We start from the raw sequence: 23,372 nt of genomic DNA, 5'->3' as shown, positions 1-23,372 counted from the left end.
AAAAGTCCGCATCTAATTACTTAAAATCCAAGACTTTATTATTCGAGGTCGGATATGACGCAGCTCAATATCGGCGTGGCACCTGGAGTTAGTACAACTGAATTCCGAGGCGCAGTGGGCCAATTTGTCACGGGAATAACTGTAGTTTCGGTTCTTGATGAGCAGGGGCGACCATACGGAATGACCGTTAGTTCTTTTTGCTCCCTTTCTCTTAATCCTCCGTTGATTCAATGGAGTATTACGACCGAGTCTTTTTCATTCCCGAAGTTTCAGAGGGCAAAGCATTTCGCGATAAATATTCTCGCTTCTGATCAAGAGGATGTTTCGAGAGATTTCTGCAAGCCAATAGATCGTTTTGCGACAGTTTCATCCACACCTGGTCTGCACGGTTTACCGCTCATAGATAACTGTCTGGCGTGGCTGGAGTGTGAGGTAGAAAAAATGGTCGTCGGCGGGGATCACACAATCTTCATTGGTCGGGTTACCAGAAGTCGCGTCTTCGATAAGTCCCCTTTACTGCATTGGAGGGGGAAACATATTCCACTGGAGGCGTAACCTTGTAGTTAATATCAGTATTGTTGCGAACAGTTTTTAACGGCGAATAATATAAAAACAAGATAGGGCGTCAGATGAACGATTATAAAAACGTTCTTGGGTGGGCATCATTACCCATCGCATTTTCGATTTGCGGCATTGCCAACGCGCAGGGATATTTTGAAGATAGCAAAGCCACAGTTACGCTGCGCAACTACTATTTTGATCGCGATTACAAAGGAACAACCCTACAGAGCGCCGCTCGGGAATGGGCGCAAGGGGGCATATTGAGATTTACCTCCGGATTCACGCCTGGCGTCGTTGGCTTCGGGCTTGACGCAGTTGGAATGATGGGCATCAAGCTCGACTCGTCGCCTGATCGTTCTGGTACCGGGCTTTTACCTCGAGATGCGGTCACTCACAGAGCGTCTGATGAGTATTCAGAGTTGGGCCTTACCGCTAAAGCAAAGGTGTCGAAGACCGAGCTGCAGGTAGGCTCAATATCAACGTTTCTCCCCATTGCTTTCGCCAGCCCAACGAGACTTCTTCCTCAGACGTTCCGAGGGGCCTACATCCGCTCCACTGACATTGATAAATTTAGTCTGCATGCAGGGTATCTGGATCGCATCAACTATCGGGATTCAACTGACTACCAGAAAATGTCAGTGGCTTCGCCGAACCGTCGCTTCATACCCACCGCCGAATCAGACAAATTTATTTTCATGGGGGGCGACTACCAGATCACCCCTGCGCTGAACTTGAAGTATTTCTATGCCGAGCTGGAAGATATCTACCAGAAAAACTACCTCGGGTTTGAGCACTTTTGGCAAGTTGGCGGGGGCAAGCTGAAAACAGATTTTCGATTTTACCAGACTGATGAAAGCGGCCAGGGCCGCGCAGGTAAGGTCGATAATAAGAATACCGGGATCATGTTCACGTATACCTACGGTGCGCAAAGCTTCGGTGCTGGATACATGCAACTTAATGGTGATACCGCGATGCCCTATCTGGCGGGTACTGAGCCGCTGGTTGTAAGTGAGGGGTTTCTTAGTTCTGAGTTCCTCAACCCCAAAGAACGCTCTTGGCAGGCGCTTTACAGCTATGACTTCGCCTCATTCGGCATGCCGGGTCTCAAAGCAACGACTCGATACATCAAGGGCTCCAATATCGAGCTGCCAACTCTCGGTGGTCAAGGTCTTACTGAAAGTGAGCGATACCTTGAACTCAGCTACGCGTTTCAAGGCAGCCTAAAAGGCGTAAGTGTGCGTGCAAGGCAGTCTCTATACCGAAATGACTTCTCCAGCGCCGCCAGCGTGCGCGATGACAATGAAACGCGAATCAATATCGATTACACGATGAGCCTTTGGTAGCAGGCGACCTGTACCAGCCCAATTTAAAAATAATAGGTGGAGAAGGTTATGACCGTGTCAACTGAGCTGCAGCTTGAAATAGCGATCAAGCGCAAAACCGCTTACCGCAAAATTTGGTGGCGCATAATACCTTTCTTGTTTATCTGCTACGGCGTGGCCTTCATTGATCGAATCAATCTAGGCTTCACCAAGCTGCAGATGAGTGAGGAGCTTGGCATCAATGCTACGTGGTTCGGGATTGCAGCCGGTGCTTTCTTCATTACCTATGCATTGTGTGAAATGCCGAGTAATGCACTGTTAGCAAGATGGGGCGCCAGACGGACTTTTTTGCGCATCATGTTCTTGTGGGGGCTAGCGACGGTCGCCACTGCATTTGTTACCAGCGTTTCTCATCTCATCACCCTGCGTCTGCTGCTGGGAGCTTTTGAGGCGGGCTTTCTACCCGGCATCATTCTCTATCTGACGTTCTGGTTTCCTTCATCTATGAGGGCTCGCGTCACGGCAGTTATTTTTGTTGCCAACGCGGTAGCTGGCTCTATTGCGTCTCCATTAAGCGGTTGGATCATCACTTATATGGACGGGGTGGGAGGGCTATCAGGATGGAAATGGGTGTTCGTCGTCGAAGGTGCGCCGGCTTGCTTGCTGGGTATCCTATGTTTTTTCGTACTGCGTGATCGCCCCGACGACGCGACCTGGTTGACGGATGATGAAAAACGACTGGTGAAGGAAGACCTGGCAAAGGACGAAATCCCTGAGGAGCAGCACTCCAAGGGCGTTATGAGGAACATTCTTTGTAACCCCGTTAACTATTTAGTGGCTTACCTGTTCTTTACCGCGGCATGCAGCAACTACCTGTTGTTTTTTTGGCTTCCCACGATCGTTAAGGACTCTGGTGTGAACTCCCTTGTGGATGTCGGTTTCCTGTCTGCGATTCCCCTGCTTTTCGGATTTGTGGGGGCTATCGCACTAAGCTGGAGCTCAGACGTGTTACGTGAGCGACGGTGGCATCTCGTGTTTTGCTTTGGTTTGATCAGCTTTGGTTTAGTGGCAGGAACCATCGCTCAAACGCTTCCCTGGATGCTGTTCTTCTTCGCCGTGGCGAGTTTCGGCACGGGGGCGAGCGGGCCTTTGATTTGGTCACTACCGCCTGGATATCTGGATCGTAAATCGGCCCCATTAGGGATCGCATTCATCAGCACGCTGGGTAACGTCGCAGGCTTCGTTAGTCCTCCGATTCTGGGCTACATCAAGACCGTAACCGGGAGCTTGAACCTTGGAATTATCGGCATCGCGATGTTGGGGCTGACCGGCGCGGTGCTCACGCTATTTGCACTGTCCCCGGCAGTGGTGAGGGTCAAGAAATCTATCGACTCGCCTTCTGTTGTTTGATAGTCACACCGGAAGTATATATCTAACAATTCGATGGTTTTGGCGGCAACGTATTCAGTTATTAGCACGTACCAAGCATTGACTCGCTAACCGCATAGGCTTAGCTTACATGCTAGCATTCCAATAAAAAGGTTCGTCTACGCGGACCGCACAAATGCCTTAGGGCAATGCACTCAGGAGGTCGAAGTGAAACAATCCCAAGAAGCGGATAAGTCTCAAGCTGCCGCAACAGAATCCAACACCACTGCCGCTCACGTCCTTGCCGCTGCACTGCGCCGTCATGATGTCACTCATGTATTCGGTCAAGCCATTCCTGCCGCTTTCTTCGTTATTGCTCATGAATATGGTATCCGTCAGGTTGGTTACCGTACCGAAAACGCAGGCGGTGCAATGGCTGATGCCTATGCTCGTGTGAGTGGCAAAGTGGGTGTGGTGGCTGCGCAAAATGGTCCGGCAGCGACCCTCTTGGTCGCGCCATTGGCGGAAGCATTGAAGGCATCAGTTCCAATGGTGGCGATCGTTCAAGACGTGCCTATGGGCATGACTGACCGCAACGCGTTTCAAGAGTTTGACCACCTCACCCTTTTTCAGTCTTGCGCAAAATGGGTTAGACGTCTGACAGAGGTCAGCCGGCTGGACGATTACATTGACCAAGCCTTCACTGCTGCATCCAGCGGCCGACCAGGACCTGCTGTGCTTATTTTGCCAATGGATTTGCTGCGCAAGCCTGCTACATCCAGTCCGGCGCGCACCTCCAATCTTGGGCATTTCCCACTGGATCGCTTCGCTCCATCGCCGGAGGCTGTACAGCACGTTGCCAAGCTGATCGCAGGCGCCAAGCGACCGATTATCGTAGCCGGTGGTGGTGTGCATCTCTCTGGAGCGACGGCTAGTATCAATCGCTTGAGCGAGCTGTGCGGTATTCCCGTTGCCACAACCAATATGGGCAAGGGGACAGTCGACGAAACCGGCCCGCTGTCTCTGGGCGTCTTTGGCAACTGCATGGGGCCTGGCACACCCGGTCATGAGCTCGGCCACCATCTGGCTGACGCCGACCTGATTCTGCTGGTTGGTACTCGTACCAATCAAAATGGGACGGACACTTGGAAAATTGTTCCAAACGGCGCGACGATCGTCCACATCGATATCGACCCGATGGAAATCGGGCGCAACTATGATTCTGTGCGCTTATTGGGCGACGCGCGACTCACCGTTGATTCGCTCATCCAGGCATTGGCCTCGCATGACTTTAGTCATGGCGCTGAACGGACTGCAGCGGTCAAAGCAGAAATTGAAGCTGCTCGACCGCGTGTGCGAGAAGCACGTGTTGCAATAGGTAGTGGTCGCAGTGGGGCGCTTCGACCGGAGGCGCTGATGGCCGAACTGGACAAGATTCTGCGCCCAGATGACATCGTGGTGGCAGATGCGAGTTACTCCACCAACTGGGTCACCAGCTTCCTCACGTCTCGCCGTGCAGGATCTCGCTTTCTGACTCCACGAGGACTCGCAGGTTTGGGCTGGGGTTATCCAATGGCGCTGGGGGCTAAGGTAGCGCATCCGAATGCACGAGTGATCGCCCTTGAGGGCGATGGTGGATTCGGTCACTGCTGGTCGGAGCTTGAGACAGCACGGCGCATGAATATTCCAGTGGTTCTCATTGTTTTGAATAACAGCATTCTGGGTTATGAACTTCATGCCGAGCATGTCCATTACGGTGTGCACAGTGACGCCTGCCGATTCCAAGCGGTAGACCATGCGGGTATTGCGCGGGCTGTTGGCTGCTGGGCCGAAACTGTAAGTGATCCTGCTGAAATGGCGGGTGCACTGGAGCGTGCATTCGCCGCCGGTGTTCCTGCTTTGCTGGACGTCATGATTGATCCCAACGCGTTCCCGCCGCTTTCGCTTTTCTGCGGTGACGTGAATCCAGGAAGCGATGAGTTCCTGGAAGTCGGGGGTGTGTCATGAGCAACACGAATCGAACTGTTTGCTGGGTAACGGGGGCGTCGAGCGGAATCGGTCTTGCAATAGCGGAAGCACTTGTACAAGACGGGCATTTTGTTGTGATTTCTGCCAGGGGTGAAGCAGCGCTTGCGCAAGCGCTAGAACGCTTGCACACCCTAAGTCCGAACGCTGCTGCTGTAAGCGTTGATGTGACATCTTTCGATGCGGTTCGTAGTGCTGTAGCCCAAATCGAATCTGACTACGGGCCGGTAAGTATCCTAGTGGCGAATGCTGGGATGAACGTGGCGGCTCGCGCATGGGGAGAGCTCTCCAGTTCAGATTTCGATCAGGTCACGCAGATCAATTTGAACGGCGTCTACTACACGATCGACGCGGTGCTCCCATCGATGCGAGCGCTTAAGAGCGGGTTGGTAATCAACATCGCCTCGTGGGCCGGTCGGTTCGTGTCGGCCAAGCCAGGACCTTCCTATAGCGCGGCCAAGGCAGCGGTGATCGCGTTGACCACCAGCCTCAATGCCTCTGAATACCAACACGGTATCCGAGCCTGTGCGCTGTCTCCTGCAGAAGTCGCAACGCCTGCCATGTCGCGTCGCAAAGTGCCACCCACCGAGGCGGCTTTGTCGAAGATGCTCAAACCTGAGGATATCGCCGCTGCGGTCAGGTTTGTCGCCAGTATGCCCCGTCATGTCTGTGTTAATGAGTTGGTAATTTCACCGGTTTGGAACGGGGCCTATGGCGCCCCGCAGCTCTAGGTGTACTTGACGGATTGCAGTGCAATTCAGTTCTGAAGAGGTATGTGATGGTTAGCCTGGCAGGCAGTATCGTTGCTGTTGTTACACCGATGCTTGAGAACGGAGGCGTCGACTACGAGTCCCTCGCGCGGCTTATCGAATGGCATATCGCCGAAGGAACACATGGCCTTTGCGTCGTGGGCACTACCGGCGAGTCCGCCATGCTTTCCGTCGAGGAGCACATTGAGGTATGTGCCTTCGCGGTTCGCCAGGTGGCTAGTCGCGTACCTGTTATCGCAGGGGCAGGTGCGAACTCAACCAGCGAAGCTATTGAGTTGACGGCGCTCGCTAAGAAGATTGGTGCGGACGCTGCGCTACATGTAGCTCCTTACTACGTTCGTCCTACGCAGGAAGGCATGTTTCAACATTTTCGAGCCGTCGCTCAGGCAGTAGACCTTCCTATTGTGCTCTACAACGTCCCTGCGCGAACCGGGGTAGATATTGGGGTTGAGCTAACTCTGAAGCTTGCATGTGAGCCAAGCATTATTGGTATCAAGGATGCTACCGGCAATATCGAGAGGGCTTCTGAAATTCTTCGCTATAGACCTAGCGGCTTTAGCTTGTATTCAGGTGATGACCCTACAGCTGTGGCGCTAATGCTACTTGGAGGGGAGGGGACGATAAGCGTTACTGCGAACGTTGCCCCCCGTCTAATGGCTCAGCTCTGTGAGCGCGCATTGGCAGGAGAGGCAAAAGCAGCGTCGGCGCTTAACTTGCAACTGATGCCTCTTCACCAAGCACTGTTCATCGAGAGCAGCCCATCGCCGACGAAATGGGCCCTTGGGGAGCTAGGCCTAATCAAGCCCCACTGCCGACTACCGCTGGTTCCGCTTTCTGAAAAGGCAAGGCCGGTTCTCGCATCTGCGATGCGAGATGCCGGGATCGTGAAAGTTAATCACATCACCTAATTACAATAAGGATCTAACCAATGATCGTAGAAATGCGGACCTACACGCTTCTGCCTGGAAAACTTCGTGAATGGTTACCGTTTTTTGAAAAAGAGCGCTTTCCAATTCAGAAAAAACATTTAGGCAATCTGGTGGGTTACTACACGACTGACACGGGTGAACTTAATCAAATCGTGCAGCTCTGGGCGTACGAAAATTACGCTGATCGTGAAGCCCGTCGTAAGGCGCTCTGGTCTGATCCAGAGTGGACGGATCCATCCAAATCGACCATCAGCGTGATGCAGAAGCAAGAAAGCAAAATCCTGCTGCCCACTGCATTTTCCCCATCTCATTTCTAAACGAGGCGACTCGCTATAGCGGTAAGTGCATCAGCGACGACAGAGGATATGCAGCAATGACGCTTAAAGCTCTGGGTTATTTGGGAGTCGATACTACCGACTCCTCGGGTTGGAAGGATTATGGCTCTCGCTTTCTTGGGCTTCAGCTTACCGAAACGGTGAGTGATGGTATGTCCTTCAGGATGGATGACCGTAAACAACGTTTGACAGTCAACGAAGCGAACCGCAACGGCCTTGGCTTCATGGGATGGGAGGTTGCCGACGCTGCGGCTCTGGACCAATTCGCTATGCGTTTGGAACAGGCACAGGTACGCGTCAATCGTGGGTCGCGCTCCCTTTGTGAGCAAAGGCAGGTTCGGGACTTGATTGTTTTTTCAGATCCCATTGGCAATCGCATTGAGGTCTATCACGGATTGGCTGAGGCAGGAACGCCCTTCATTCCAGGACGTACGATGCAAGGTTTCCGGACTGGGGACATGGGCATTGGCCATGTGGTCCTCACCGTACCAAGCGCCAAGGATATTTTGCCGTTTTACCGTGACCTTTTGGGTTTTCATCTGAGTGACTATTTCGAGCGACCGTTCAAGGCGATCTTCCTGCATCTAAACCAACGTCACCATAGTCTGGCAATTCTGGAAACGGGCAAGGTTGGTATCCACCACCTCATGTTTGAGACGTTAAGTCTTGATGACGTCGGACAGGCCTACGACTTGGCGTTGGTGGATGAAGGGCGAATTGCAACGACGTTGGGAAGGCATACGAACGATCAGGTGGTTTCATTCTATGCAAAGAGCCCATCCGGGTTTCTGGTTGAGTGCGGTTGGGGCGGCCTGGTTATTGATCCCGAAACGTGGGAGCCCTATGAAGTTGTCCACGGGCCCAGTTTCTGGGGGCATGACCGCAACTGGCTGCCTCCAGAAGGCCAGGAAGAGGCTAGACGTATCAGGATGGCCGCCGCTCAAGATGGTGCACGTGCCAACGTAAACGTAATTGAAGGGTTGTACAACGCGACGCGAAAGTGATCCGTGTCAGCGTGCAGCATGAGTAAAAAATAACTCCGCTATCAATAACAAAATGGAGAATTCAAATGACTAATAAAATGCGTGCCGCTCGGCTTCACGATATCGGTTCCCCGATGAGTGTGGACGAAATCGATATTCCTACTCCTGACAGCGATGAAGTGCTTGTACGAGTAGAGTCGTGTGGTGTCGTGCCCAACCTTGGGAACGTGATCAAGAACTATCCAACCTGGTTTCCAGATCTGCCGCTGCCGAAGTTACCTGCCATTTTCGGTTTGGACCCTGCCGGTACCGTTGTCGGGGTCGGAAAACGCGTTTTCAACTTTAAAGAGGGCGATAGGGTTTATGTAAATCCGGCTCGGTTCTGTGGCACATGCCGCTGCTGCCGCAAGGGTGATCCCCTGAGCTGCGAGCGCTTCGGCTACTCGGGTTATTTCGGTTTTTCGCCCGAGGCGAATGATCTTTTGAAGCACTACCCCTACGGTGGCTTCTCGCAGTTTATGACAGCTCCCCAATATAGCCTTGTGAAGCTGCCAGATAATGTAACGTTCGATCAGGCGGCGCGGTTCGGGTATCTGGGAACGGCGTACGCTGCTCTTAAGCGTGGTAAAGCGGGCCCTGGTATGACTGTGTTGGTCAACGGTGCAAGCGGGACTCTTGGTCTTGGCGCTGTGCTATTGGCGCTAGCGCTTGGCGTCACTCGTATCTTTGCTGTCGCCAGGGATAAGGCGCTTCTGGAGCAAGTTCGCCAGTTAGCCCCTCAGCGAATCGAAACATTCTCAACGTCTGACGGCAACTCCTTGTCAGAGTGGGCCTTTTCTAATACCAACGGAGCAGGGGTTGATCTCGTTGTCGACACCTTGGGGCCGGGAGCGCCTGCAAGCGCAGTCACTGATGCGATCGATTGCCTGCATCGTGGTGCGCAAGCTGTGCATGTGGGTGGTGTGTCTGAGTTGGTTCCGATGAATCTGTTCAAGCTAATGGCAGCCCAGGTTCAGTGGCTGGGTTCTAACTGGTTCACAGCCGGCCAGGGACAGGATATTGCTGACATGGCGGAGCGAGGCGTTCTCGATCTGTCGGTATTCGAGACGACTGGTTTTGGGCTGAGCCGCATCAACGAAGCCTTGGATTCCATAGCCGGGCGACATGGTGGATTCACTAATTTCGTTATAAACCCGCAAGCGTAAGTGCGCTCCCTACGGCCGATTCAACATCGGCCGCAGGGATTCCAGAACAATCATTGACGAGAAAATGCCAGCGCCTCAGGTTAATATTGTTCTTGCATGCTAGTATGTGAGTAGGCATGATGATTTCACCAACAACAAAAGCGTACGCATGACGACGAGCGCTACTCGCCCTTTTTAGGGTATCGATGCAGCCTTCACTGCATTCGACTTGGGCCGTCGTTAGTGTGCCGAAAACCTTCGGGTTTTTTAGCGCATGACAAGGTGCATGGCTATGAGCGTTTTCCTCCACTGTCTGTCACACACACCTCTGGTCGGCTTAGTCGACCCTTCCCCCGATGTTCTGGCAGAAATTAATGCCGAGATTAATTCGGCCCGTCAGCAGATCGAAGCTTTCGATCCTGAACTTGTAATCCTGTTTGCTCCTGACCATTACAACGGTTTCTTTTACGACATCATGCCGTCCTTTTGCATCGGTACTGCTGCAGAAGCCATCGGCGATTTTGGATCTGCTGCGGGTGTCATCTCAGTGCCAGCTCGGGAAGCTGAGGAACTCGCTTTTGCGGTGTTAGCTGCGGGAGTAGATGCTGCAGTTTCTTATCGCATGCAGGTCGATCACGGTTTCGCCCAACCACTCGATTTTCTGCTAGGCGGGTTAGATCGGTATCCCACGATTCCGATTTTCATCAATTGCCTTGCGCGCCCCATGCCGAGTTTTCAGCGGGTTCGAATGTTCGGTGAAGCAGTGGGGGCTTATGCCGCCAAAACCGACAAGCGTGTTCTGTTTCTGGGATCTGGCGGTTTGTCTCATCAGCCCCCGGTACCCGAGCTGGCAACTGCAAACTCGCACTTACGAGAGCGTTTGTTAGGTGGAGGCAGGAACCTGCCGCTAGATGAGCGGGAGGCGCGCACGCAGCGGGTTATCAACGCGGCCCTGCTCTTTATCGATGATCAGAATTCCCTGCATCCGCTAAACCCGACATGGGATCGCTATTTTCTCGACACCCTTCAAGCCGGCGATTTGCATGAGCTTGATGGCATCGGTGATGACGAACTCTCAGCCATAGCGGGCAAATCCACTCACGAGGTCAAAGCCTGGGTGGCTGCATTCGCCGCTATGACGGCTTATGGCTCTTATCAAACGAGTAATCGTTACTACCGCCCCATCCCAGAGTGGATTGCGGGATTTGGTGCGTTGAGCGCTCGTCCAATTGCTGACTGAGCGAGTTTGAATTTTTCCCGCTCTTGCGATAACTCGCAGGAGCCCATCTCCTAATCATATGAGGAAGAAGAGATGACGTCTGCCAAGCAAGCCTTCACCAATGAAAACACCAGCAAACTGGTTCGCGTTAAAGAAGGCGAACATGAGTTTCAACTGCACTATAACGATGCAGGTGACGGGGCTGAAACAATCATCATGCTCCACGGCTCAGGCCCTGGGGCTAGCGGATGGGCAAATTTCAATCGCAACATCGACACGTTTGTTGACGCAGGTTTTCGCGTCATTTTGATGGACTGCCCAGGCTGGAGCAAAAGCGATCCCGTGGTCTGCACTGGCTCACGCTCCCATCTTAATGCTGCTGCGCTCAAAGGGTTCGTCAACGCACTTGGGCTTGACCGCGTCCACCTGGTAGGCAATTCGATGGGTGGCCACACAGCAGTCGCTTTTGCGTTGGACAACCCTGAACGGGTGGGCAAGTTGGTCTTGATGGGTGGTGGTACTGGTGGAGCGAGTTCCTTCGTGCCAATGCCCACAGAGGGCATCAAGCTGATCCAGAGCGTCTACCGCGAGCCCAATATCGAGAACCTCAAAAAAATGATGAAGGTGTTCGTCTACGACAGCAGTGCGCTGACTGACGAACTATTCCAAGGCCGCCTGGACAATATGCTCAGCCAGCGGGAGCACTTGGATAACTTTGTCAAAAGTATCGACGCAAACCCTAAGCAATTTCCGGATTTCGGCCATCGCCTTGGTGAAATCAAAGCCGAGACTTTCGTCATTTGGGGGCGCAACGATCGCTTCGTCCCGATGGATACCGGACTGCGCTTGATTGCTGGTATTTCGAATTCCGAATTGCACGTTTTCAACAACTGCGGGCACTGGGCGCAGTGGGAGCATGCTGACAAGTTCAACCGGATGGTTTTGGACTTCCTCACCCATTAATCGCTTACCTGGTGTAGGGACTATGGTTCCCTCAGTCCCGACACCCAGTACCCCGATGCCCACACGCACAGCATCGGGTGATTCGTACAGCGCGCAATTACGAGGTGTCTTATGAATGTGACCCAACAGACTCTAGAGCAATTAGCGGGAGCTTTGCGCCAGGCTGAAAACAGTGGTGAAGCAATTGAGCCTCTACGTGATCAGATTGGTCTTGATAACCGGGAAGCGGCGTACGCCATTCAGCGATTGAACGTGGCCCACGCCAGTGCAGCTGGTCGGCGGGTCATCGGTCGCAAGATCGGCTTAACAAATAAACAGGTTCAGGCCCAGCTTGGTGTTGATCAACCCGATTTTGGGACGTTGTTCGCCGACATGTGTTATGGCGATAACGAAGTCGTTCCCTTCAAAAGCGTGCTGCAGCCAAAAATTGAGGCTGAGATCGCTCTGATTTTGGAGTCCGACCTGCCTCGCGTAGATACCACATTCGCAGATGTCTTGGCAGCTACCGGCTGGGTGCTTCCTGCGCTCGAAATCGTGGGTAGTCGTATCCAAGGATGGAACATCCGTTTTGTCGATACGGTGGCTGACAATGCTTCAAGTGGAAGTTTTGTGTTGGGCGGCCCGGCACGGCGATTGGACAGTTTGGATTTGCGTGAAGCACAAATGGAAATGACCCGAAATGGTGAGTCAATTTCAATAGGTAGCGGCGCGCAATGTCTGGGACATCCATTGAATGCTGCGGTATGGCTAGCTCGCACCATGGCTCAGCTTGGTGAGCATTTGAAAGCAGGTGACATCATTCTTACAGGGGCGCTAGGGCCGATGGTGCAAGTAGCTGCCGGTGATCGGTTCGAAGCAACGATTAGCGGTGTCGGTAATGTAGCGGTGGAATTCAGCGCTGGTTGATTGTGCACCTAAGAGATGAGAGAGCAAAAAACATGAAAAAGCTCAAAGTGGCAATTGTCGGCTCCGGCAACATCGGTACGGATCTGATGATTAAGATCATGCGTAATGCCAAGCACCTGGAAATGGGCGCTATGGTTGGTATCGATCCTAATTCTGACGGACTCGCTCGAGCGGCACGCTTAGGCGTCGTCGTTACGCACGAGGGCGTAGAAGGCCTGACTAAGCTTCCGATATTTTCCGAGATCGATTTTGTCTTTGATGCGACGAGTGCCGGCGCTCACGTGAAGAACGATGCATTCCTGCGTAGCATCAAGCCAGGTATCCGCTTGATTGACCTGACTCCCGCCGCCATTGGGCCATATTGCATTCCCGTTGTGAACCTTGAGCAGAACTTAAATGCGCTCAACGTCAACATGGTCACCTGCGGTGGCCAAGCGACCATCCCGATGGTGGCGGCGGTATCGCGAGTGGCAAAGGTTCACTACGCCGAGATCGTCGCATCTATCGCTAGTAAGTCCGCTGGGCCGGGTACGCGTGCGAATATCGATGAGTTCACTGAAACCACCTCCCAGGCTATCGAGGCTGTTGGTGGGGCCGCTCGCGGTAAGGCCATCATCGTAATGAACCCGGCAGAGCCCCCTTTGATGATGCGAGATACAGTTTTCGTTCTGTCGGAAGCTGCGGATAAAGCCCAGATCGAAGCGTCGGTCGAAGAGATGGTCGCTGCAGTACAAGCATACGTTCCGGGCTATCGCTTGAAGCAAAAGGTTCAGTTCGATGAAATCTCGGAACAGGCGCCGTTGAATATTCCTGGGCTAGGAAAATTTCACGGTCTCAAGATTTCCATTTTTCTGGAAGTCGAAGGCGCTGCGCATTACCTGCCGTCCTACGCGGGCAACCTCGACATCATGACATCCGCCGCGTTGGCAACTGCAGAGCGCATGGCCCATTCAATGACGAGCGTCTGAGGAATATTCAATGAGCATCGATCTGAATAAAAAACTCTACATATCTGACGTTACTCTGCGCGACGGCAGTCATGCGATTCGTCATCAGTACAGCATCCAGAATGTTCAGGACATTGCCCGGGCGCTGGATAAAGCCAAGGTCGACTCCATCGAGGTGGCGCACGGTGACGGTCTTCAGGGCTCAAGCTTTAACTACGGTTTTGCGGCGCACACCGACCTTGAGTGGATTGAGGCTGCGGCTGACGTCATTACCCACGCGAAAATCGCGACCCTGTTACTGCCAGGCATTGGGACTGTCCATGACCTCAAGGCAGCCTACAACGCTGGCGCTCGTGTCGTTCGCGTGGCCACGCATTGCACCGAAGCGGATGTTTCCAAGCAGCATATCGAGTTTGCGCGTGAGCTAGGGATGGATACCGTTGGGTTCCTTATGATGAGCCACATGATCGAGCCGGAAAAATTGGCCGAGCAGGCAAAGCTGATGGAAAGCTACGGTGCGACATGCGTTTACATGGCTGATTCCGGCGGTGCCATGAATATGCAGGATATCCGCGATCGGTTCCGTGCTTTCAAAGCAGTGCTCAAGCCCGAGACTCACACCGGGATGCATGCTCACCATAACCTCTCACTGGGCGTAGCTAACTCCATTACCGCAGTGGAAGAGGGGTGTGACCGAATCGACGCCAGTCTTGCTGGTATGGGGGCAGGCGCAGGTAACGCGCCGTTAGAGGTTTTCATCGCGGCAGCTGAGCGATTGGGCTGGAACCATGGCACTGATCTGTACACCTTAATGGATGCTGCAGACGATATCGTCCGACCTCTACAAGACCGCCCAGTACGTGTCGACCGTGAGACTCTGGCTCTGGGCTATGCCGGGGTCTATTCCAGTTTCCTGCGACACGCCGAAGTGGCTGCCGCAAAGTATGGCTTGAAGACCATCGACATCCTGGTCGAGCTTGGCAAACGCCGTATGGTCGGCGGTCAGGAAGATATGATCGTCGATGTCGCTCTGGATCTCTTGAAGCGTTAAAAAACGGCCGCCTTTAAAGCGGCCTTTTGCTCAATGACAACAATAACAATTGGGTTACTGATATGAACGTCTGCCAATCATTCATTGGTGATAAAGACCGGCACCGCATTTTATTTCGACCGCGTCTTTGTCTCGCAAAAACAGCTGTGTCGGCTACGTCGCACCGGAGGTTAGGTAATGTCTAATCTACCGAGTAACACAGCCCGCGGCGGGCTCGTCATCACCATTGCACTTTGCTTCATGGTTGCCCTAATGGAGGGTTTGGATCTTCAGGCTCCGGGGATTGCAGCCCAGGGAATGATGTCTGCATTTAGTATAGACAAGCTCCACATGGGCTGGGTTTTTAGTGCGGGTGTGATGGGAATGCTACCGGGTGCTTTTTTAGGCGGCCGGTTGGCGGATCGATATGGACGTAAGTATGTGCTCATGGCTTCTGTCGCCCTATTTGGTGTTTTTTCTTTGGTGACAGCAGAAGCGTGGGACTTCAACTCGCTCATTGCGGCGCGTTTTCTCACCGGTGCCGGTCTAGGAGCTTCTCTGCCCAATCTCATTGCATTGACCTCAGAGGTCGCTGGTCCCAAGTTTCGTGGCACCGCAGTGAGCATGATGTATTGCGGCGTACCCTTGGGGGCAGCCGGAGCTGCGCTGTTTGGCGTTAACGATTTTGGTTTAGGGTGGCAACTGGTCTTCTATGTCGGCGGTATCGTTCCTTTGTTGATCGTGCCTTTGCTAGCAGTTTACCTACCCGAATCGAAAGCTTTTTCTGGAACGATGCAGGATACGTTAAGGGTTTCAACGCTGCTTTTTGCAAAGGGCAATGCTAAACCCACGTTACTGCTGTGGGCGAGCTTCTTCTTTACATTGATGGTGACGTACATCTTGATCAACTGGCTGCCGAGCCTTTTGGTTGCTCAGGGATTCTCGGGCAAAAATGCCAGTTGGGTTGTTCTCACGATGCAGCTTGGCGCCACAATCGGCACGCTGATGCTCGGTATGTTGATGGACAGAGTGCCGACTTGGGTAATGTCACTCATCATCTATATAGGCATGCTCGTAGCGTTGATGGGGCTGTACGTATCCACTACGCTGATCGGAATGCTTGTGGCTGGTTTTCTTGCGGGTATTTTCACCACTGGAGGCCAAAGTGTGTTGTATGCCCTGGCACCTTTATTTTATCCCGTAAAGGGCAGAGCTACCGGCGTCGGGACCGCCGTGGCGATAGGCAGGCTAGGTGCAATGAGTGGGCCCTTGGTCGCTGGTAAAATGCTGGCTCTTGGCACTGGCACTGCCGGTGTGATGCTCTCCTGTGTGCCAGGGATAGTGGTGGCGGCTGTATCTCTTTGCTATTTGTCGGTGGTAAAAAGTGGTACATCATTCGCGACGCCGGACTCGGACACACCGGTCGTTCAATCATCAGAAACTCAGGCTCCTACCTAGATAAATCTGATTTACGATTAATATTCTTGCATGCTAGCATGCAAGAAATCAGGGCTCAGATTGATCGCTGCCAATCCTGAAGTCGATCCCAGGATTGGCCAGATGCTCTAGTCAGACAATAACTACAAGCCTGTCGTAATGGAGACAACAATAATGAACAATTCCCAGCACTTCGATACTGACGTTTTGGTTGTGGGAACAGGTCCTGCCGGCGCCACCACAGCACTCGCTCTAGCCACCTATGGAGTAAGAGTGCGAGTTGTCACCATGTTCAATTACTTGGCCAACTCCCCGCGTGCTCACATTACGAATCAACGGGCCATGGAGGTCTTCCGTGACCTGGGTGTTGAAGATGTAGTCAAGAAACACGCGACGCCGTGGGAGCTAATGGGAGACGCCCTAATCACCACCAGCTTGGCTGGTGAAGAGATCGCTCGGATGAGATCCTGGGGGTCAGGTGATGCACGCAAAGGCGATTACATCAAAGGCAGCCCATGCCCAATGGCTGATATCGTCCAACCGCTCATGGAACCTATTCTGGTTCAACACGCCGCTGAGCGTGGCGCGCAATTCTCGTTTAACACCGAGTACCTCAATCACGTCCAAGATGCGGACGGCGTTACGGTCACCCTCAAAGACCTGCTCACGGAGCGCGAGTACACGATTCGTGTCCGTTACTTGGTGGGAGCGGATGGCGCGCGTTCGAAAATTGTCGAGCACATAGGCCTGCCTATCGAAGGGGAGATGGCTCGAGCAGGAACTGCCTATGTTGTTTTTAACGCCGATCTAAGCCGGTACGTTGCCCATCGCCCGAGTGTGCTGCAGTGGATTGCGAATCCTGTTGCTGGCTTTGGTGATATTGGCATGGGCTTGCTTCGCGCGGTCAAGCCTTGGAGTCAATGGATCGCCGGTTGGGGCTTCGACATGGCGAAGGGCGAACCTGATTTTTCACCAGAACATGTTCTGCAGCGTATCCGTACTCTTGTGGGTGATCCTGAACTCGAAGTAGAGATAGTCAGGAACAGCACCTGGTACGTTAATCAGGCATACGCGTCCTTCTACTCCAACGGTCGGGTGCATTGCGGCGGTGATGCCGTGCATCGTCATCCGCCATCAAGCGGGTTGGGTTCGAATACTTCGGTGCAGGACGGCTTCAACCTTGCTTGGAAACTGGCTTACGTCATTAAGGGCTACGCGAATCAATCCCTGCTGGACTCCTACACTCTTGAGCGTCAACCCGTAGGAAAACAAATTGTCACGCGGGCCAACCAATCACGAGCGGATTACGGGCTTTTCAAAGAATGCTTCAAAATGAACCAGGGCGTGGACACCGTCGACAAATTGCTTAAGCGTATGCGCGAACCGACTGCGGAAGGCGCGAAAACTCGCGAGCTTCTTCAGAAGGCTCTCGAGCTCAAGGATTATGAGTTCAACGCTCAGGGCGTAGAGCTGAATCAACGCTATGAATCCGATGCAGTTGTTGTTGACGAGGCCGCCGGTGAAGAGGTTTGGGCTCAAGATAAACAACTCTTCCTGCAAGCGACTACTCGGCCTGGTGCGAAGATTCCCCATGCCTGGCTCGTCGATAAAAACGGACTGAGGACGTCAACACTTGACGTAACAGGCAAGGGCAAATTCTCTCTGGTCACCGGTCTTTCCGGTCAGGCCTGGGTCAGTGCAGCGAAGGAACTCAATCTTCCCTATCTACGCACAGTCGTGACAGGTGAAAAGGGTACTGCTGACGCCTATTTCGATTGGCAGCGCGTGCGAGAGATTGACGAGGCTGGAGCGATCCTGGTTCGCCCTGATGGCTACATTGCATGGCGTCAATCGGAGGCAGTTTGGAGCGTTGAGGGGGCGATTACTCAACTTCAGGGGGCTTTGGAGAAAGTCCTGGGTACAGCCTGATTTTGAAGGGGCTTAGTGTGCCCCTTTTATCAGTTTTTCGCAGACCTAACGCTTAAGGCTGTCGCAAGAGGCAGTGAGGGGATCGATCATATGCAGCATATTGTTGGTAAGAATTTCATCGCAGGAAGTCGCAGTGGTATAGGCGCTGCTTCATTACGCAGTATCGAAGCAGCTACCGGTGAGGAATTGGATTGCGTTTTCTTCCAGGCAACACCTCAAGAGGTGGACGAAGCGGCCTGTGCAGCTCAGGATGCCTTTCCTATTTTTCGAAACCTTTTGCCATCTAGAAGGGCTGAGTTTTTAGAAGCAATCGCAGAAGAGCTCGATTTCCTGGACGATGACTTCATCTCCATCGTTAGCCGGGAAACGGCACTACCTGCGGCGCGAATCCAGGGCGAGCGAGCTCGTACGAGCAATCAAATGCGGATGTTCGCGAAACTTTTAGGTAGAGGCGATTACCTCGGGGCTCGTATCGATCGTGCTTTGCCAGAGCGTAAGCCCGCTCCTCGAGTTGACCTTCGTCAATATCGAATTGGGGTCGGACCCGTTGCGGTATTTGGAGCAAGTAACTTTCCACTGGCGTTCTCGACCGCCGGTGGTGATACCGCTGCAGCATTAGCAGCAGGTTGCCCGGTAATCGTAAAAGCTCACAGCGGACATATGGCCACGGCCGATCTTGTGGGGTGCGCGATTGAGCGCGCGGCAAAGCGCACCGGAATGCCTCAAGGTGTTTTCAACATGATTTTCGGCTCAAGGGTCGGCGAAGCCCTGGTTAAGCACCCGGCTGTTCAAGCAGTTGGTTTTACGGGGTCACTGTCAGGTGGTACCGCACTCTGCAAGATTGCCTCTGAACGTGCCCAGCCTATTCCGGTGTTCGCCGAGATGTCGAGCATCAACCCTGTGTTCGTACTTCCTGAGGCACTTAAGATCCGTGGCGCAGCAATCGCCAATGAGCTTGGTGATTCAGTGACGCTGGGGGCAGGGCAGTTCTGCACTAATCCTGGTTTGGTTATCGGTTTGAAATCGCCAGAGTTCTCGCGCTTCATTGAGTATTTAGTACATCGGCTTAGCCAAGCTCCCGCCCAGACCATGCTTAACGCTGGAGGATTAAGCAGCTATAGCCAAGGCGTCCATAAGCTGCACGCCCACTCAGGAGTCACGCATCTTGCTGGTAGACCTCAAACCGCCGGTGTGGCTGAGGCCCAACTTTTCAAGGCCGATGCGGCGCTGTTGATAGACGGCGATTCCTTACTTCAGGAAGAGGTATTTGGGCCGACCACTATATTGGTGGAAGCTGCAAATACTCATGAGCTGCGATCTGTCTTAAAGGCGATTCGGGGGCAACTAACAGCCACCCTGATCGCTGAAGGTTCTGACTTGTCAGAGCATGAGTGGTTGGTGCCAATGCTCGAAGAGAAGGTGGGGCGTATTCTTGTTAACGGCTATCCCACGGGAGTCGAGGTATGCGATGCGATGGTGCATGGCGGGCCATTCCCTGCTACATCAGATGCTCGGGGAACCTCAGTAGGGACGGCCGCCATAGATCGATTCCTGAGGCCAGTGTGCTATCAGAATTATCCAGATGCTCTTCTGCCTGACGCGCTAAAAAATGCGAATCCTTTGGGCATAAATCGTCTGGTCGATGGTGTTTGGTCATCTGCCGCAATCTAGAATTTTAAGCGTTTCTGAGCCCATAGGCACGCCTGACAAACTTGGCGTGCAGCGATTGGGCGCCATCCTTAAAGCAGATGACGAATACATGGTAGCCGACCGGTAGCGATCTTCCCGACCTCGACGCCATACGCGGCTTCACTTCATGAACTATCTAAAATACTGGACGAATTGGACACTAATTTGCGCTTTTTCTAGTGTTTTTTTGAAAGGATGATGTCTGGCAATTCCAACCTGAACCCGGGGAAAAGACATGATAGAGCTGCGCCCATTTGATCAACTTGGTAGCGATCACCACGGGTGGCTGAACGCGAAACATCACTTTTCATTCGCGAGCTACTACGATCCTAATCGCATGAACTGGGGGCGCCTGCTTGTCTGGAACGACAACATAATTGCGCCCAATTCAGGCTTTCCTTCTCACCCCCACAAGGATATGGAAATCATAACCTACGTTAGCGAAGGGGCGATTACCCACCAGGACAACTTAGGTAACAGAGGGCGAACGGTTGCTGGAGACGTCCAGGTCATGAGTGCCGGCACTGGTATCGCCCATAGTGAATACAATCTTGAGCCAGGTGTCACCAAGACCTTCCAGATATGGATCCAGCCAGACCAGGCCGGTATGCCGCCATCTTGGGGGACACGTCCGTTTCCTAAGGGTGTTTCAGCAGGGCGTTTTGTGACCTTGGCCAGTGGGCTCGAAGGGGACGGGGACGCGTTGCCTATTCGCTGTAACGCGCGTCTTGTTGCAGCAACGCTGCAAGAGGGCCAGAGCGCCCGCTATGCAATCGACCCTCTTCGCTTAGCATATTTGGTCGTGGCCAAGGGCAGCATGAAGTTGAATGATAAAATTCTGAAGGAGGGCGATGGTGCGGCCGTTAGAGATGAAAGCCTCCTGGACTTCAATGCTCTTGAGCACAGCGAAGTCGTAATGGTGGACATTGCGTGAAATAGGTCGCCGCCGAAATCGTGTCATACAGGGTCAGCTTTTGTACTTGCATGCTAGAATATTAGTAGTGCATCATCACTGCGCATAAAAATAATAGATTGCATGAGAGATAGGCTGATCTGATCCTCCTTAGCTAAGGATTGTCTCACTCGCGGGACAACGGACTCGGTTCAGTACCCCACACAACTCCTGTGAGTGGATCGTCTTTTCATGCGTTTCAGAGAGAACCTAGAGCGCTCCAACTGCGCCGTACAAGGTGTCTACAGATGACGTCTCACAACGCTCGCTGCTTACTCACGACATCAGTAAAGTTCTCCACTGTGTATTCTGCTTTATGGAACGCTGAGCCAGCGTTGCATAACCTCAGCACTTCGCACGAAAGGTCGATCGAGCAGCCCCCCGCAAGCCCTCGAAAATATTTGCCTAGCCAGGCCTCTGCTTCCTCTCTAGCCCCGTTCACCTAAACCAGAAGATATCTACGCGGTGGCTGCTCATCCAGCCGCATGGTGCGTTCTTATCTTGGTATGGAGATATACGTGAAAATCGGTATTCCTCTCGAAACTCTGACGGGTGAAACGCGGGTGGCTGCCACCCCGGAAACCATCAAGAAGCTGATCGGCCAGGGCCATAAGGTCACTGTACAAAGCGGTGCCGGCATCAAAGCCAGCATCGTCGACAGTGCCTATGAAACGGCAGGCGCAACCATTGGCAGCGCCAACGATGCGTTTGGCGCCGAACTGATCCTCAAGGTGGTTGCTCCCAGCGACAGCGAACTGGCGCTGATCAAAAGCGGCACCGTATTGGTGGGCATGCTCAACCCGTTCAGCAACGAAACCATCGCCAAGCTGGCAGAGCGAGGCATTACCGCCTTCGCGCTCGAAGCTGCGCCACGCACCTCGCGCGCCCAAAGCCTCGACGTGCTGTCGTCACAGGCCAACATTGCCGGCTATAAAGCGGTGTTGCTGGCAGCCCATCACTACCCACGCTTCATGCCGATGCTGATGACTGCCGCCGGCACCGTCAAAGCCGCGCGCGTGCTGATCCTCGGCGCGGGTGTCGCCGGCCTGCAGGCCATCGCCACGGCGAAACGCCTGGGCGCCGTGATCGAAGCGTCTGACGTGCGCCCTGCCGTAAAAGAGCAGATCGAGTCCCTCGGCGCCAAGTTCGTCGACGTGCCCTACGAAACCGATGAAGAGCGTGAATGCGCGGTCGGTGTTGGCGGTTACGCACGCCCGATGCCGTCGAGCTGGATGCAGCGTCAGGCCTTGGCCGTGCATGAACGCGCCAAACAAGCGGACATCGTCATCACCACGGCGCTGATCCCGGGCCGCAAAGCCCCGACCTTGCTCAGTGCCGAAACCGTCGCACAAATGAAACCGGGCTCGGTGGTCATCGACCTCGCCGCTGCCCAAGGTGGCAACTGCCCGCTGACCGTCGCCGACCAGGTCGTGGTGGAAAACGGCGTGACCATTTGCGGCCCGACCAACTTGGCCGGTGCCGTCGCCGCCGATGCTTCTGCTTTATATGCGCGCAACCTGCTGGACTTCCTGAAGCTGGTCTTCACCAAGGAAGGGCAGTTTGAAATCAACCTCGAAGACGACATCGTCGCCGCGTGCCTGATGTGCCGCGACGGCCAAGTCATCCGCAAAAACGCCTAAGCAGGGATTCAGACGATGGAAGAGCTTATCTCCCCCGGTATCTACAACCTGATCATCTTTGTGCTGGCGATTTATGTCGGTTACCACGTGGTCTGGAACGTGACACCCGCGCTGCACACGCCGTTGATGGCCGTAACCAACGCCATTTCGGCAATCGTGATCGTCGGCGCCATGCTCGCCGCCGCCCTCACGGTCACACCGCTGGGCAAGACCATGGGCACCCTGGCTGTGGCCCTGGCGGCGGTCAATGTGTTTGGTGGTTTCCTGGTCACCCGGCGAATGCTTGAGATGTTCAAGAAAAAAGCCCCGAAAGTAAAAGAAGAGGCGCCCAAGTAATGAGCATGAACCTCGTCACGACGCTCTACCTGATTGCGTCGATCTGCTTCATCCAGGCCCTCAAAGGCCTCTCGCACCCGACCACTTCGCGGCGCGGCAACCTGTTCGGCATGCTCGGCATGGCGCTGGCGGTACTCACCACCGTTGGCCTCATCTATAAGCTCGGCGCTGAGCTGGCGACGGCCGGTATCGGCTATGTGATCGTCGGCCTGCTGATCGGCGGCACCGCCGGCTCGGTCATGGCCAAGCGCGTCGAAATGACCAAGATGCCGGAACTGGTCGCGTTCATGCACAGCATGATCGGCCTGGCTGCGGTATTCATCGCCATCGCGGCGGTCGTCGAACCGCAATCGCTGGGTATCGTCAAGCACCTGGGCGACGCCATTCCTGCGGGCAACCGCCTGGAACTGTTCCTGGGTGCCGCCATCGGTGCAATTACCTTCTCCGGTTCGGTGATCGCTTTCGGCAAGCTCTCCGGCAAGTACAAGTTCCGCCTGTTCCAGGGCGCATCGGTGCAGTTCGGCGGCCAGCACAAGCTCAACCTGGTGTTGGGCCTGCTGACGCTGGGCCTGGGCCTGGCCTTCATGTTCACCGGCAACCTCACGGCCTTCGCCGTGATGCTGGCCCTGGCCTTTGTACTGGGCGTGCTGATCATCATCCCCATCGGCGGCGCCGACATGCCGGTGGTTGTCTCGATGCTCAACAGCTACTCCGGCTGGGCAGCGGCAGGGATCGGCTTCTCGCTGAACAACTCGATGCTGATCATCGCCGGCTCCCTGGTGGGCTCCAGCGGCGCGATCCTGTCGTACATCATGTGCAAGGCCATGAACCGCTCCTTCTTCAATGT

21 protein-coding genes are annotated in these 23,372 nt (G+C 53.9%); all 21 read left to right on the top strand.

Going from position 1 to position 23,372, the window contains the following annotated elements; all coding sequences use genetic code 11:
• Positions 1–54: 54 nt before the first annotated feature.
• A complete protein-coding gene (locus tag BFP90_RS27115; RefSeq protein WP_083203169.1) occupies positions 55–555 on the top strand; it encodes a flavin reductase family protein in 501 nt (166 codons plus the stop codon).
• Positions 556–629: 74 nt separating this feature from the next.
• Entirely contained in the window at positions 630–1,904 is a 1,275-nt protein-coding gene (locus BFP90_RS05810) for an OprD family porin (protein WP_065896212.1), read from the top strand.
• Between the two features lie 48 nt (positions 1,905–1,952).
• Positions 1,953–3,293, top strand: coding sequence for an MFS transporter (locus BFP90_RS05805; protein ID WP_065892874.1), 1,341 nt, complete (start codon positions 1,953–1,955; stop codon positions 3,291–3,293).
• A 186-nt stretch (positions 3,294–3,479) separates the two neighbouring features.
• Positions 3,480–5,258 (top strand): acetolactate synthase catalytic subunit, encoded by a 1,779-nt coding sequence (locus BFP90_RS05800; protein ID WP_065896211.1) that lies wholly within the window; start codon positions 3,480–3,482, stop codon positions 5,256–5,258.
• Positions 5,255–6,007: an SDR family oxidoreductase gene (locus BFP90_RS05795; protein ID WP_065896210.1), complete on the top strand. Its 753-nt coding sequence runs from the start codon at positions 5,255–5,257 to the stop codon at positions 6,005–6,007. The genes BFP90_RS05800 and BFP90_RS05795 overlap by 4 nt, the downstream gene beginning before the upstream one ends.
• A 47-nt stretch (positions 6,008–6,054) precedes the next feature.
• Entirely contained in the window at positions 6,055–6,954 is a 900-nt protein-coding gene (gene dapA, locus BFP90_RS05790; RefSeq protein WP_065896209.1) for a 4-hydroxy-tetrahydrodipicolinate synthase, read from the top strand.
• A 20-nt stretch (positions 6,955–6,974) separates the two neighbouring features.
• Positions 6,975–7,292, top strand: a complete 318-nt coding sequence (locus BFP90_RS05785; protein ID WP_017138683.1) for an NIPSNAP family protein — start codon at positions 6,975–6,977, stop codon at positions 7,290–7,292.
• A 56-nt stretch (positions 7,293–7,348) separates the two neighbouring features.
• On the top strand, positions 7,349–8,314 hold the full coding sequence (locus BFP90_RS05780; protein ID WP_065896208.1) for a VOC family protein: 966 nt from the start codon (positions 7,349–7,351) through the stop codon (positions 8,312–8,314).
• 65 nt (positions 8,315–8,379) lie between these two features.
• Positions 8,380–9,498: an alcohol dehydrogenase catalytic domain-containing protein gene (locus BFP90_RS05775; RefSeq protein WP_065892871.1), complete on the top strand. Its 1,119-nt coding sequence runs from the start codon at positions 8,380–8,382 to the stop codon at positions 9,496–9,498.
• 271 nt (positions 9,499–9,769) lie between these two features.
• On the top strand, positions 9,770–10,717 hold the full coding sequence (locus BFP90_RS05770) for a 3-carboxyethylcatechol 2,3-dioxygenase (RefSeq protein ID WP_065896227.1): 948 nt from the start codon (positions 9,770–9,772) through the stop codon (positions 10,715–10,717).
• 72 nt (positions 10,718–10,789) lie between these two features.
• Positions 10,790–11,659 carry an alpha/beta fold hydrolase gene (locus tag BFP90_RS05765; protein WP_065896207.1) on the top strand — a complete coding sequence of 290 codons (870 nt, stop codon included), beginning with the start codon at positions 10,790–10,792 and terminating at the stop codon, positions 11,657–11,659.
• Between the two features lie 111 nt (positions 11,660–11,770).
• Positions 11,771–12,565 (top strand): 2-keto-4-pentenoate hydratase, encoded by a 795-nt coding sequence (gene mhpD / locus BFP90_RS05760; protein WP_017138688.1) that lies wholly within the window; start codon positions 11,771–11,773, stop codon positions 12,563–12,565.
• A gap of 32 nt (positions 12,566–12,597) precedes the next feature.
• Complete coding sequence (locus BFP90_RS05755) at positions 12,598–13,533, top strand: acetaldehyde dehydrogenase (acetylating) (protein ID WP_017138689.1); 936 nt, start codon at positions 12,598–12,600, stop codon at positions 13,531–13,533.
• 10 nt (positions 13,534–13,543) lie between these two features.
• The gene (gene dmpG, locus BFP90_RS05750; protein WP_065896206.1) at positions 13,544–14,563 is read left to right on the top strand and encodes a 4-hydroxy-2-oxovalerate aldolase; all 1,020 of its coding nucleotides are present in this window, start codon (positions 13,544–13,546) and stop codon (positions 14,561–14,563) included.
• A gap of 177 nt (positions 14,564–14,740) precedes the next feature.
• Positions 14,741–16,000, top strand: a complete 1,260-nt coding sequence (gene mhpT / locus BFP90_RS05745; protein ID WP_058422019.1) for a 3-(3-hydroxy-phenyl)propionate transporter MhpT — start codon at positions 14,741–14,743, stop codon at positions 15,998–16,000.
• 153 nt (positions 16,001–16,153) lie between these two features.
• Complete coding sequence (locus BFP90_RS05740) at positions 16,154–17,908, top strand: FAD-dependent monooxygenase (RefSeq protein WP_065896205.1); 1,755 nt, start codon at positions 16,154–16,156, stop codon at positions 17,906–17,908.
• A gap of 90 nt (positions 17,909–17,998) precedes the next feature.
• Complete coding sequence (locus tag BFP90_RS05735; RefSeq protein WP_065896226.1) at positions 17,999–19,579, top strand: aldehyde dehydrogenase (NADP(+)); 1,581 nt, start codon at positions 17,999–18,001, stop codon at positions 19,577–19,579.
• A 253-nt stretch (positions 19,580–19,832) separates the two neighbouring features.
• Positions 19,833–20,531, top strand: a complete 699-nt coding sequence (locus BFP90_RS05730) for a pirin family protein (protein WP_058422021.1) — start codon at positions 19,833–19,835, stop codon at positions 20,529–20,531.
• A 536-nt stretch (positions 20,532–21,067) separates the two neighbouring features.
• Positions 21,068–22,189: a Re/Si-specific NAD(P)(+) transhydrogenase subunit alpha gene (locus BFP90_RS05725; RefSeq protein WP_065896204.1), complete on the top strand. Its 1,122-nt coding sequence runs from the start codon at positions 21,068–21,070 to the stop codon at positions 22,187–22,189.
• A 15-nt stretch (positions 22,190–22,204) separates the two neighbouring features.
• The gene (locus tag BFP90_RS05720) at positions 22,205–22,525 is read left to right on the top strand and encodes an NAD(P) transhydrogenase subunit alpha (RefSeq protein ID WP_003187417.1); all 321 of its coding nucleotides are present in this window, start codon (positions 22,205–22,207) and stop codon (positions 22,523–22,525) included.
• Positions 22,525–23,372 (top strand): NAD(P)(+) transhydrogenase (Re/Si-specific) subunit beta (locus BFP90_RS05715; protein WP_141688932.1); only part of this gene is annotated, 848 nt, incomplete at its 3' end. The genes BFP90_RS05720 and BFP90_RS05715, both read left to right, overlap by 1 nt.

This window comes from Pseudomonas sp. 24 E 13 (assembly GCF_900004715.1).
Lineage (GTDB): Bacteria > Pseudomonadota > Gammaproteobacteria > Pseudomonadales > Pseudomonadaceae > Aquipseudomonas > Aquipseudomonas orientalis_A.
Note: the sequence above shows the minus strand (reverse complement) of the source record. Positions and strands in the feature narration are given on the sequence as shown.

Excerpts from the sequence above, each read along its gene's own strand:
- dmpG (WP_065896206.1), top strand. The coding sequence starts at position 13,544 with ATGAGCATCGATCTGAATAAAAAACTCTACATATCTGACGTTACTCTG.
- BFP90_RS05755 (WP_017138689.1), top strand. The coding sequence starts at position 12,598 with ATGAAAAAGCTCAAAGTGGCAATTGTCGGCTCCGGCAACATCGGTACG.
- mhpD (WP_017138688.1), top strand. The coding sequence starts at position 11,771 with ATGAATGTGACCCAACAGACTCTAGAGCAATTAGCGGGAGCTTTGCGC.
- BFP90_RS05795 (WP_065896210.1), top strand. The coding sequence starts at position 5,255 with ATGAGCAACACGAATCGAACTGTTTGCTGGGTAACGGGGGCGTCGAGC.
- BFP90_RS05735 (WP_065896226.1), top strand. The coding sequence starts at position 17,999 with ATGCAGCATATTGTTGGTAAGAATTTCATCGCAGGAAGTCGCAGTGGT.
- BFP90_RS27115 (WP_083203169.1), top strand. The coding sequence starts at position 55 with ATGACGCAGCTCAATATCGGCGTGGCACCTGGAGTTAGTACAACTGAA.
- BFP90_RS05730 (WP_058422021.1), top strand. The coding sequence starts at position 19,833 with ATGATAGAGCTGCGCCCATTTGATCAACTTGGTAGCGATCACCACGGG.
- mhpT (WP_058422019.1), top strand. The coding sequence starts at position 14,741 with ATGTCTAATCTACCGAGTAACACAGCCCGCGGCGGGCTCGTCATCACC.
- BFP90_RS05740 (WP_065896205.1), top strand. The coding sequence starts at position 16,154 with ATGAACAATTCCCAGCACTTCGATACTGACGTTTTGGTTGTGGGAACA.
- BFP90_RS05785 (WP_017138683.1), top strand. The coding sequence starts at position 6,975 with ATGATCGTAGAAATGCGGACCTACACGCTTCTGCCTGGAAAACTTCGT.
- BFP90_RS05810 (WP_065896212.1), top strand. The coding sequence starts at position 630 with ATGAACGATTATAAAAACGTTCTTGGGTGGGCATCATTACCCATCGCA.
- BFP90_RS05720 (WP_003187417.1), top strand. The coding sequence starts at position 22,205 with ATGGAAGAGCTTATCTCCCCCGGTATCTACAACCTGATCATCTTTGTG.
- BFP90_RS05775 (WP_065892871.1), top strand. The coding sequence starts at position 8,380 with ATGACTAATAAAATGCGTGCCGCTCGGCTTCACGATATCGGTTCCCCG.
- BFP90_RS05765 (WP_065896207.1), top strand. The coding sequence starts at position 10,790 with ATGACGTCTGCCAAGCAAGCCTTCACCAATGAAAACACCAGCAAACTG.
- dapA (WP_065896209.1), top strand. The coding sequence starts at position 6,055 with ATGGTTAGCCTGGCAGGCAGTATCGTTGCTGTTGTTACACCGATGCTT.
- BFP90_RS05805 (WP_065892874.1), top strand. The coding sequence starts at position 1,953 with ATGACCGTGTCAACTGAGCTGCAGCTTGAAATAGCGATCAAGCGCAAA.
- BFP90_RS05780 (WP_065896208.1), top strand. The coding sequence starts at position 7,349 with ATGACGCTTAAAGCTCTGGGTTATTTGGGAGTCGATACTACCGACTCC.
- BFP90_RS05770 (WP_065896227.1), top strand. The coding sequence starts at position 9,770 with ATGAGCGTTTTCCTCCACTGTCTGTCACACACACCTCTGGTCGGCTTA.